This is a genomic window from Gloeomargarita sp., from assembly GCF_053491055.1.
The window spans coordinates 1-10429 of sequence record NZ_JBRCEP010000003.1; the positions used below are offsets into that span (position 1 = coordinate 1).

At 57.2% G+C, this 10429-nt stretch carries 13 protein-coding genes and 1 tRNA gene; 10 read left to right on the forward strand and 4 right to left on the reverse strand.

Annotated elements, in window-relative coordinates:
- Window positions 1–121 precede the first annotated feature (121 nt).
- Entirely contained in the window at window positions 122–379 is a 258-nt protein-coding gene (locus ACWISF_RS00120; protein ID WP_448379568.1) for a hypothetical protein, read from the forward strand.
- Window positions 380–388: 9 nt separating this feature from the next.
- Here ACWISF_RS00120 and ACWISF_RS00125 read toward each other — a convergent pair whose 3' ends face one another.
- Entirely contained in the window at window positions 389–772 is a 384-nt protein-coding gene (locus tag ACWISF_RS00125) for a hypothetical protein (RefSeq protein ID WP_448379569.1), read from the reverse strand.
- Window positions 773–862: 90 nt separating this feature from the next.
- Here ACWISF_RS00125 and ACWISF_RS00130 point away from each other — a divergent pair, with 90 nt between their 5' ends.
- From ACWISF_RS00130 to ACWISF_RS00150, 5 genes are all read left to right on the forward strand, one after another.
- Complete coding sequence (locus tag ACWISF_RS00130) at window positions 863–1336, forward strand: NAD(P)H-quinone oxidoreductase subunit N (protein WP_448379570.1); 474 nt, start codon at window positions 863–865, stop codon at window positions 1334–1336.
- The gene (locus tag ACWISF_RS00135; RefSeq protein WP_448379571.1) at window positions 1333–2016 is read left to right on the forward strand and encodes an ABC transporter ATP-binding protein; all 684 of its coding nucleotides are present in this window, start codon (window positions 1333–1335) and stop codon (window positions 2014–2016) included. Before ACWISF_RS00130 ends, ACWISF_RS00135 begins: the two co-directional genes overlap by 4 nt.
- A 107-nt stretch (window positions 2017–2123) precedes the next feature.
- Window positions 2124–2276, forward strand: coding sequence for a chlorophyll A-B binding protein (locus ACWISF_RS00140; protein ID WP_448379572.1), 153 nt, complete (start codon window positions 2124–2126; stop codon window positions 2274–2276).
- 153 nt (window positions 2277–2429) lie between these two features.
- Complete coding sequence (gene msrA / locus ACWISF_RS00145; protein WP_448379573.1) at window positions 2430–3104, forward strand: peptide-methionine (S)-S-oxide reductase MsrA; 675 nt, start codon at window positions 2430–2432, stop codon at window positions 3102–3104.
- Window positions 3105–3143: 39 nt separating this feature from the next.
- Window positions 3144–3215, forward strand: a tRNA-Met gene (locus tag ACWISF_RS00150).
- 249 nt (window positions 3216–3464) lie between these two features.
- On the opposite strand, the gene cutA is transcribed toward ACWISF_RS00150, so the two are convergent.
- From cutA to ACWISF_RS00165, 3 genes are read right to left on the reverse strand one after another with little or no spacing between them, the layout of a single operon-like run.
- The gene (gene cutA / locus ACWISF_RS00155; protein ID WP_448379574.1) at window positions 3465–3782 is read right to left on the reverse strand and encodes a divalent-cation tolerance protein CutA; all 318 of its coding nucleotides are present in this window, start codon (window positions 3780–3782) and stop codon (window positions 3465–3467) included.
- Between the two features lie 4 nt (window positions 3783–3786).
- Entirely contained in the window at window positions 3787–3927 is a 141-nt protein-coding gene (locus ACWISF_RS00160) for a hypothetical protein (protein WP_448379575.1), read from the reverse strand.
- Window positions 3928–3967: 40 nt separating this feature from the next.
- Entirely contained in the window at window positions 3968–5662 is a 1695-nt protein-coding gene (locus ACWISF_RS00165) for a R3H domain-containing nucleic acid-binding protein (protein WP_448379576.1), read from the reverse strand.
- 423 nt (window positions 5663–6085) lie between these two features.
- Between ACWISF_RS00165 and ACWISF_RS00170 the strand changes: the two genes are divergently transcribed.
- The 4 genes from ACWISF_RS00170 to ACWISF_RS00185 all read left to right on the forward strand — a co-directional run bounded on the left by ACWISF_RS00170 (window position 6086) and on the right by ACWISF_RS00185 (window position 10397).
- Window positions 6086–7315, forward strand: a complete 1230-nt coding sequence (locus tag ACWISF_RS00170) for an RNA-guided endonuclease InsQ/TnpB family protein (RefSeq protein WP_448379579.1) — start codon at window positions 6086–6088, stop codon at window positions 7313–7315.
- A 50-nt stretch (window positions 7316–7365) separates the two neighbouring features.
- Window positions 7366–8055: a ribulose-phosphate 3-epimerase gene (rpe, locus tag ACWISF_RS00175; protein ID WP_448379577.1), complete on the forward strand. Its 690-nt coding sequence runs from the start codon at window positions 7366–7368 to the stop codon at window positions 8053–8055.
- A gap of 107 nt (window positions 8056–8162) precedes the next feature.
- Window positions 8163–8696: a M23 family metallopeptidase gene (locus ACWISF_RS00180; protein ID WP_448379580.1), complete on the forward strand. Its 534-nt coding sequence runs from the start codon at window positions 8163–8165 to the stop codon at window positions 8694–8696.
- Between the two features lie 747 nt (window positions 8697–9443).
- Window positions 9444–10397 carry a methyltransferase regulatory domain-containing protein gene (locus tag ACWISF_RS00185; protein WP_448379578.1) on the forward strand — a complete coding sequence of 318 codons (954 nt, stop codon included), beginning with the start codon at window positions 9444–9446 and terminating at the stop codon, window positions 10395–10397.
- The last annotated feature ends 32 nt before the right edge of the window (window positions 10398–10429 follow it).

Sequence of the window (10429 nt, forward strand, 5' to 3'; positions counted from 1 at the left end):
GTGGTTGGCTTGCCAACTGCAGGGCTACCGTTCGCGTCAGCGGCGCGTAGCGCTTAAGCCCGCTCCGTACCGCTTAGCGGTCGGAGTCGGGTAGTTTACCAGCGACCTTTATGCGTTGGGGATGGTGGCTTGGCAAGGGCTGACCGGGTTACCCCCGACCGACCTGCCCTGGGACTACAGCACCGGTGAATTGGACTATCGCCCTTGGCTGACGCCGCAAAACCAACACTTGCTGTCTATCCTGGCGGGCATGACCCGTTGTTATCCCCAAGACCGGTATCCCTCGGCGGCAGCGGTGCTCAAGGAGCTGCAGAAACCCGAACCCATTCTGCTGAATTTGTTGGGAGAAGATGCACCCCCGGCGGAGCTATCGCCCTGACCCTGGGGATCAATCCATATCGTCAATGTGGGCGCTGATGCCGCTGCCTAGAACTTGAATCAACAGGTCCAAAGTTTCTTGGGAACAGGGCAGGTGGGGATGGCTGTTCATCCGCATGTGCGACAGTTGCAGGTGCAAGCCGCGCACCACCTGTTCGCATTCCTGGGCTTGGTGTTTGGTCCAGGATTCCCAATGGCTGAGCAGGTCGTAGATAAAGGCCATCCGGGTCACCGTGGAATCGTCAAGCGGCAAACCCTGACTCCACAGGGCGGCAATCACCCGCATCAACGCCCGCGCATCCTCCCCCGTGTGGATCAAACTGCCCAGTTCTAAAATGGGACGGGTGCCTGTGGCCCAGGTCTGGCAGGCCTCCCGAAAATCGGCAATGTTCATAGCACAACCATGTACCCTAACAGCTACTTTACCCTGCGGTGGGAAAAACTCTGTTACAGTTTTGATCAAACCGCCAGTGAGAGCAACGGTATGCCACTTTTGGTCATTGGGAATCAGTTTGTCCAGGATTTAGCCACCCACGGGGCCTTGGCCGTCTGGGTGCCGCCGGAAGGGGGGCATGAAGGACGGTATCAACGGCGACTCAAAGAGGCCGGGTATCGCACCCTGCACCTGACCGCCCGGGGGATGGGGGATTTGGAAGCATTTTTGACCCGATTTCACGGGGTACGACCGGCACACCTGGGTAAAGCCCTGGCGCAGACGGCGGCGGTGGGGGATGTGTATTACTTTCCCCCCCTGTTGGACCAGGCGCTGGCGGCGTTACCGCCCCAGGCCAAGGGCGTGGTGCTGTGGTTGATTGAGGGCAAAGTCCTGTCCCGGCAAGAATTGCAGTACCTCAGTTTGGTGCCCTCGTTGCGGCCCCGCTGTCAGGTAGTGGTGGAAGTCGCCAGTGGCCGGGAATTTCGCTGGCAACCCCTCAAACAGTTCTGCAGCGACGGGTGACGGCACCGGCAATTCTCCTTGAAGATGTAGCGTTTGGCTGGTCGGCGGAACGGCTGGCGCTCACATCGTGTACGTTGCAGGTGCCCGCCGGGGAATTTTGGATGCTCCTGGGGGCCAACGGCAGCGGCAAATCCACCCTGTTGCGGCTTTTGGCAGGGTTGCTGACGCCCACCAGGGGACGCATTCTCCTGGCTGGCGAAGCGGCCTTGGTGCTGCAAAATCCCGACCACCAGGTGATCATGCCCACGGTGGGGGCGGATGTGGCTTTTGGCTTGGCGGGATTGCCCCCGACAGTCTGGGCAGAACGGGTAGAACAGGCCCTGCGGTTTGTGGGTCTGTGGGAATTACAACGGCGACCGGTCTATACTCTCAGCGGCGGCCAAAAACAACGGTTGGCGATTGCCGGGGCGCTGGCGCGGCAGGTGCCGATTTTGCTCCTGGATGAACCCACAGCTTTCCTGGACCCAGAACAACAGTTGGAACTGGTGCAACAGGTGCAACAGCTCGTGCGCACCACGGGGATCACTGCCCTGTGGGTGACCCATCGCCTGGAGGAATTGGCCTACTGTGACCAGGCCGTCTTGCTCTCTGAAGGACGTATTACCCACCAGGGCACCGGCCCCCAACTGCAACAGTACCTCCAGCAGCATCACCTGGAACAATGCCTGCCCCAACCCTAGGTCAGCCTACGAGATTGCTAAATGTTGCGAAAATGTAAAATTTCAGTTACATTAGCAGTAGGTTTAGTCCCATGACACGCAGTGATTTGGCGATAAGGAGTGGCCTTATGGAGAATCAAGACCGGAATGTTTGGCAGTGGGGGTTTACCGCGGGTGCGGAAAATTGGAATGGCCGTCTGGCGATGCTGGGTTTTATCTCGGCGTTGATTGTGGAAGCCATTAGCGGGCAGGGTGTGTTGCACTTTTTGGGTCTGCTGTAGGTAGGCGGTGGGGGCGGGTACGACATTGCCCGTGCCCCTGCGCTCCGGTGACGGTGGGCGTTTCAGCCATCCCGAAAGGGTTTTGCCAGGGGAGTGCGCTGACTGGTTTGACCTAAATTTTTAGGATAATAAGGTAATTTGTGGCGATAACCTATGGCGGTTTTTGGTTTTGGGAAGAAATTAGTGTTACCTAGGCCGGAGGAGGCGTTGCCGGGGCGAACGACGCCGTTGCCGGTGCCGGAGAAGCACTTTGTCAAGGGGACGCGGTTGACGCCACCGTTTCCTGAGGGGATGGAATTGGCGTTGTTTGGCATGGGGTGTTTTTGGGGGGCGGAACGGAAGTTTTGGCAGGTGCCGGGGGTGTACAGTACGGCAGTGGGTTATGCCGCTGGGTATACGCCCAACCCCACCTATCAGGAAGTGTGTACGGGCATGACGGGGCACAACGAAGTCGTGCGTGTGGTGTTCGACCCGCAGCAGGTCAGTTATGCCGAGTTACTGAAAATCTTTTGGGAGAATCATGACCCGACGCAGGGGATGCGCCAGGGGAATGATGTGGGGACGCAATACCGTTCGGGTATTTATGTGTACTCTTCCCAGCAACGGGCCTTGGCCGAACAATCCCGCGATGTGTATCAACAGGTCCTGAGCGCTGCTGGCTATGGTCCCATTACCACGGAAATTCTGGATGCCCCGGAGTTTTACTACGCCGAAGCCTACCACCAGCAATACCTGGCGAAAAATCCCGGCGGCTACTGCGGTTTGGGGGGGACGGGGATACCCTATCCGGTTGGCGCTGCTATCGCCCAGGGGGAAAGACCATCCTGACCCAGCCCAAATCTATTACAATAAAAAACTATCTGTGCTGGCTCAGTAGCTCAGCGGTAGAGCAGGGGACTCATAAGCCCTTGGTCGCGTGTTCAAATCACGCCTGAGCCATCCCCTATGAGTGCCTTGCCGTATCTCTCCAACGGCTTACGGGTTGCTGATGGACATCTGCCACCCGTTAGTGCAAGCAAGAATTGGGACAGATGTCCACCTCCGCCAAACCGGTCATTGCCTGCAAATATTTGGTGAAGTTGATCAAGCGCCGGAGTCCCTAGCCATCGAGGTTTTGCGGGTACTGCCGCTGGAACTAAGCTGCAATTCGCCCATCGCCACCCAACCCCAGGCGCAGCAGTTAGATGGTTAGGGGCTGGTTTGCCGGATCACCCAATGCAAGTAGCGTTCCGAGGCCGCCACCACCGGCAGCGCAATGATTTCGGGAACGTCGTAACTGTGGAGTTCTAAAATTTTTGCTTCCACTTCGGGATAACGACTCTTAACCGTTTTGATCAGCAGTTGAAATTCCACCTGGTTTTCCCATTGCCCTTCCCACAGATAAATGGATTCGATCGTCGCAATCCCCACACAGGCGGCTAACTTTTCCCTCACTAGCGTTTGGGCGATGTTGTCCGCCTCGCTGCGCTCGCCGACCGTGACCAGCACCAAGATTGCTTCCGCCATGGGCTTAACCTAGGCTCCGGCGGACGTGTTCCAGGATGCGTTGCTTGCGGGCATCGCGGTCGCTGGTGGTGCGCTGCAAATTGATGTCTGTGGTGCGCCGTAGGTGTTCCAGAATCTGCCGCTGCCGGGCTTCCGGGTTAGCCATGAAATGCCTCCCTCCTCCTTCGCCCCTATCATACCCGAATTTAAGCCGGGAAAATCCGCAGCCGCCGGTTGGGTTCTTCCCCAAAACTGGCCGAACGTAGCCGGTAATGCTCCACCAGTTCGTGTTGCATTTTGCGAATGGCCGCCGGCCGGGGCAACAGTTCCACCGGTTGACCCGTCGGAATGACAATCTGCTCCACGGCCAAACGGGCCTCCTCCAGGGCTTCCACCTCGTCGTCTTCCCGCCCCTGGGTCAGCAGCGGCCAATCGTCCCCCGGTTCCCCCTCATCCAGGCGCAACAACCGCCGCAGCGCGCGGGTGATATGAGGCAGGGTGTTCCCCTTGACCGTGTACACGGGAATTTGCCGAGATTTCGCCATCTGCCGCACCTTGGGATTTTGCCGCGCCTGCGCCCGCGGGGCAAGCATCACATCCGCCTGGTGAATGTCCCGCACCAACACAATCGGCAGGTCCAACGTCTCAATCACCTGGTTGAGCAATTCCAAACTCACCCCATAGGGATACACATGCACCGGGTCGTCCCCCTCCCGCTGCAACTCGCCCGCCGCCGGCAAAGGGTCCTCGTTCATCGCATGGTCCAGCAGTTGGCCGAAGTCCTCGCCCGCTTCCCCCGCTTCGGGAATCGGCACCATCCGACCCGCCCGTCGCCAGCGCCGCAGTTGGGCAGGGGGTTGCGGTTCCGGGGTGGGCAATTCGTGGGTAATGATCACCTGGCCGTTTTCCCCCAAGGTCCGCAGTTGGGTGGCCGCCTTGCGCCCCCGCAACAGATTGTCCACCGTGTCCGCCACCTGCTCGTGGATTACCCAGCGATAGCGGTCCTGCATCTCAACCGCAATGGTAAAGGTGGGAGGGGCTTTGCGCTCCAACACGGTTTTTTGCGTCCCCCGCCGCCGCGCTTCCTCATCCCCCAGCGTCACCGCCTGAATGCCGCCGACCAAATCCGCCAAGGTGGGATTTTTCATCAGGTTTTCCAACTGATTCCCGTGCGCCGTGCCAATGAGCTGCACCCCCCGCTCGGCAATCGTCCGCGCCGCCAGCGCCTCCAATTCCGTGCCAATTTCGTCAATGATGATCGCCTCCGGCATGTGGTTTTCCACCGCCTCGATCATCACCTGGTGCTGCAACTCCGGCCGGGCCACCTGCATCCGCCGCGCCCGCCCAATCGCCGGATGGGGAATGTCCCCGTCCCCGGCAATTTCATTCGACGTGTCAATAATTACCACCCGCTTGCCCAACTCATCCGCCAACACCCGGGCAATTTCCCGCAAAGCCGTCGTTTTCCCTACCCCCGGTCGCCCCAAAAGCAAAATCGACCGACCCGTTTCCACCAAATCCCGGATCATGGTCACCGTGCCGAAGACCGCCCGCCCCACCCGACAGGTCAGACCGATAATTTTCCCTTGCCGGTTGCGAATGCCGCTAATGCGGTGCAACGTGCGCTCAATCCCTGCCCGGTTGTCGCCGCTAAATTCCCCCACCTGGGCAATGGCGTAGTCCAAATCCTCACGGGTTACCGGTTCGGCGCGCAGATATTCTGTACCGTTAAAAAAGCGGGCCTCCGGCGGTCGTCCCAAATCCAGGACAATCTCGATCATCTCGGCCCGTTGCGGATGATGTTCCAAAGGTTGGCGAATCGGAGGTGGCAAAATGGCCAGTAGTTGATCCAGGTCGTCGGTCACCGTCAGAGGTTCAGGACGGGCAGGGGAATGAACCATGCCTTCGTACCCACAAGTCAGCCGTTTATTTTTAACTATTATATTTAGCACATCGGGTTGGTTTGGTAGCGCTGTACGACAGGGTGGAAAAGGCGGCTCGCGTTAGCGGGACGTAGTCCTTGAGCGACTGGAGTCGCCTGCCAATGCGATTACCCGGACGGTGCCAGTAAGTTAAGCGGAACCTGGAGAATTGGTGGCAAGGAAGCGTCTGGGGGTGTCTTGACAGCACCTTTACAAGTTCCTTTGTGAACTGCGTAAGAATCCCCCGCCCCCCTGCCCCCCGTATACGGGGGGCAGGGGGGGATATGTCACCTACTTCGCCAAGAAGCGCCACTCTGCACCCCCTATATCCCCTGGAGGCCGGTCAGAGTCGGGATGAAAGGGGGGAGCATCTTGGGCGTGAACAGATATAATACACTCATCATGAGAACTGCGTACCAATACCGCTTGCGCCCCACGCCTAGCCAAATTGCCTTAATGAATGAATGGCTAGAGTTGCTGCGTAAGCAGTATAACTACCGTCTGGCAGAGCGGTTCAACTGGTGGGAACAGAATCGGTGTGACGTGAATGCCTGCCCACTCATTTGCTACTTACCTGAGTTGAAAGACAAACCAGATTACTATTCACAAAAGAGAGACCTAAGAAAAACCAAGGAATTATTTCCCGAATACAAAGGGATTCACTCCCAAGTGCTACAGGACTGTATCCAGCGGGTAGAAAGGGCTTTTGCGCGTTGGTTGAAGGGTGACTGCAACGGCAAGAGGCTAGGTAAACCAAGATTCAAAGGTGTAGGACGGTATCGCTCTTTCACCTTTCCCCAGATAAAGCAGGACTGTATTCAAGGTAAATTCATCCATTTACCAAAAATCGGAGCGGTGAGACTAATCCAGCACCGTCTTTTGCCAGATGGTTTTGTGATAAAAACTGCTACCGTTACCCGCAAGGCTGATGGGTGGTATGTCACGTTGAGTTTGCAAGATGCATCGGTGCCGGAATTCACCCCTGATCCACCAACTTTGGGGAATACGATAGGGATTGATATGGGTTTGGAGTCTTTTCTGGTAACGGATGAGGGTGAAGCAGTTGAGGTGCCTCAATATTACCGCAAAGCACAAAAAAGGCTAAAGCGATTACAGCGGTCTGTATCTCGCAAAAAGAAGGGTTCAAACCGTCGCAAGAAAGCAATCAAGAGGCTAGCTAAGGCGCATTTGAAAGTGGCCAATCAGCGCAAAGATTTCCACTACAAAGTAGCCAACTGGCTGTTACGAAAAAGGAGGCACATTGCCCATGAATCGCTCAATATCAAGGGTCTGGCCAAAACCAGGCTAGCCAAATCCATTCATGACGCCGGCTGGGGGCAATTCCTGCAAATCTTGGCGGTCAAGGCTGCAAGAGCTGGGCTGATGACGATTGCAGTGAATCCAAAAGGCACAACTCAAGAATGCTCTGGTTGTGGTCGTGTGGTTCCCAAAAAGTTGCACGAAAGATGGCACCACTGCTTCCATTGCGGGCTAAGCTTGCCACGCGACCGGAACTCGGCGAGAGTTATCAAATACAGAGCGGTGGGTCATCCCGTTCTTAAAGCTCAGGTAACGCCCGATGCGCTAGCAGGGGTCACTGAGAAGAAGCCCATCCTCGATGCAGCAGCATGAGGGGAGGGAGTATGTCACACTGGAGAAGTAACCATTGGGGCAAACAGGGTATGGCAGAAAAATCGGTCGTGGTAGCGCCTTCGATTTTGTCGGCAGATTTTAGCCGTTTGGGGGCGGAAGTGCAGGCGGTGGATGCCGCGGGCGCCGACTGGATTCATGTGGATGTGATGGACGGGCGGTTTGTGCCCAATATCACCATCGGCCCGCTGGTGGTCGAGGCCCTGCGCCCGGTGACGGCCAAGCCCTTGGATGTGCATTTGATGATTGTGGAGCCGGAGCGGTATGTGGCGGATTTTGCCAAGGCGGGCGCGGATATTATTTCGGTGCATGCGGAAAGCAGCGCCACCATTCACCTGCACCGCACCCTCAACCAGATCAAGGAACTGGGCAAACAGGCGGGCGTGGTGCTCAACCCGGCCAGTCCCTTGGAATGGATTGAATACGTGTTAGACGTGGTGGATTTGGTGCTGATTATGAGCGTCAATCCGGGGTTTGGCGGCCAGAGTTTTATTCCCCAAGTGGTGCCGAAAATTCGCCGCCTGCGCCAGATGTGCCAGGAACGGGGCCTCGACCCCTGGATCGAAGTAGATGGCGGCCTCAAAGCCAGCAATACCTGGCAGGTCCTGGAAGCGGGAGCCAATGCGATTGTCGCGGGTTCGGCGGTGTTCAAAGCGCCCGATTACAAGGCGGCCATCGAGGGGATTCGCCATTCCCGGCGCCCGGAATTGGTGCCGGCGTGACGCCTTGCATGACCCGGCCGGTTGCGGTAGGGTAACGGCAAGTAATGCCAGGGCGTTTTCCCATGCGGTGGTGGCGAGGAGTGGTGGTTCTGCTGGCAACGGTAGGCATGATTGCGTGGCCGGAAATCGGTCGGCCGCAGCGGGTGACGGTGGGCGGTTGGCATCTGGCATCCTTTCCGGTGGAACAATTTGCCGGGTACACGTCGCCCTTTGGCCCGCGGGGGGAAGCATTCCATTACGGTTTGGATATTGCCGCGCCGGAGGGGAGTTACGTTCGCAGTTGGTGGGCAGGGCAGGTGGTGGCAATCAGCCAGGACGGGCTGTGCGGCACGACGTTAATCATTGCCTCCGGGCGGTGGCGACACATTTACTGCCATTTGCGGGGCCGACCGGTGACGGTGCGGGGGGTGACCTATCTGGATGACCCCGGCAGCGGCCTCTTGATCCGCCAGGGGCAATGGGTGGCCACCGGCGCGCGCGTGGGACGGGTGGGGATGACCGGACGCACCACCGGGCCGCACCTGCACTGGGGATTGCAGTACGACGGCCGCTGGATTGACCCGGCCCATATCCTGCGGGCCATGTACCGGCAACGGCAAGCCACGACCGGCCCACTTCTGGCGGGGGCTACGGCGCGATGACCCCAAGGACGGTGGTAGAAAGGTACCAGATTATTGTACCCATTTCCTGTGCGGAATACAGCACACCGCAGCGAGATAAAATGGGTCAGGGTGGGGAACACTGAGTTAATTTTTGCGTCGTAATTCAACCGGTGAAATTTCACAAGAAAAGTGCGGTGCCAGGGCGCCAGGGCGGGGCAAAGCGCCGGGCGATGAATCAATAAGGGAACAAGCCGCAACGCATAAGTTACTAAAGCGGAAAAAGGCCGGCCATTCCGATAAATGATAAGAAAAATTTAACATCACAGGGTTGTCTGGGGGACAAGGCCTGGGTTATGATGGGCAATGACCAATTCGACTCGCACAAGGAGAGTAACTATAGCTAAGCATACAGAGGTTGACATGCTATGGGTCGCTGGGCGTAGCCCCACCTTGGTTTCCCATAGCGAAGCGTGGCGTTGCCATGAATCTTCAGGCGACAACCTTGATCTACCTAGCTATACAATGGCTCTAATTACAGGAACTGGTGCTGCTGAAACGATTAACGTTCCGGATGGGGTCTATTCAGGTGGTGTCAATATCGATGGTAATGCTCCCCCTTCAAGTAGCATAGAATCAGCAAAAACAGCAAATAACCTCATCACTGGTGCTGGTGGGGCTGACACTATTATTGCCGGTGTTGGGAATGACACCATCGTTGGGTATGACACGGCGGGTGAAGATGTAGATGGCGGTGCTGGCATCGATACGCTTCAGACCACCGGGGCATTGGCATTTTTAGAACAGTTGAAAAACACCAAATCCGTCTATCTCCAAAACTCGGCGGCGGCTCGCCGGTTGGAGCAACTCAAATCCCAAAATCGCTCCTACCTGGTGCATGAATATTTCAATGAGCATTGGACGGCGCTGTACTTTGACCAGGTACACGACAGCATGGAGCGGGCGAAGCTGACTTACATCGGCTCGGCGCACCTGATTGACAATATGGATAACCTGAATCTCACCGGCGAAGCCATCCAGGAGTTGGCGAAAATCCATGACCCGGTGTATCGGGAAGTGGTGCGGGATTTTTATTTGAATACCACGTTCCGGCGGGATGTCTATGTGCGGGGGGTGGATATGCTCACCCCGGCGGCGCAAACGGAGCAATTTCGAGCTATGAAATTCATGTTGACCGTGGAGGCGGACCAGGTCAAGCTGGAGCATCAAACGGCGCTGGGCAAACTGCAACTCCAGGAAAATGTCTATCGGCCCATCACCAACTGTCTGCGGGAAGCGGGGGTCTTGAGCATTGCCGAACTGGAAGCCAAACTGAGTGCCCAGGGGATCAACCTCCAGCGGCTGATTCAGTCGTTGCTTGTGATGACGGGCATGAGCTACACCCATCCTTTGGTAGAGGGGACGGACCCGACGGCGGCACAGCGGTTCAACCAGGCGGTGCTCCAACGCTCGCTCCAGGATGGCAGTATCAGCTACCTCTGTAGCCCGGTGATCGGCAATGGGGTGATGGTACCCCGGTTGGAACAGTGGTGTTTGCTGGGGGAATTGGACCCACAGCAGAGCCTCGAGCATCTCTGGGACGGACTGAAAGCCAGCGGTGTGAAGTTCACCAAAGAGGGCAAGACCCTGGAAACCCCCGAGGAGAACTGGCAATTTTTACAAGAGAGTGCGGAAAAATTTGCCCTGAACCGCCGACCCATCCTCAAAAAATTGGGAATTTGAGCCTCGGGGAAATATCGCCAAAAATCGCTCCT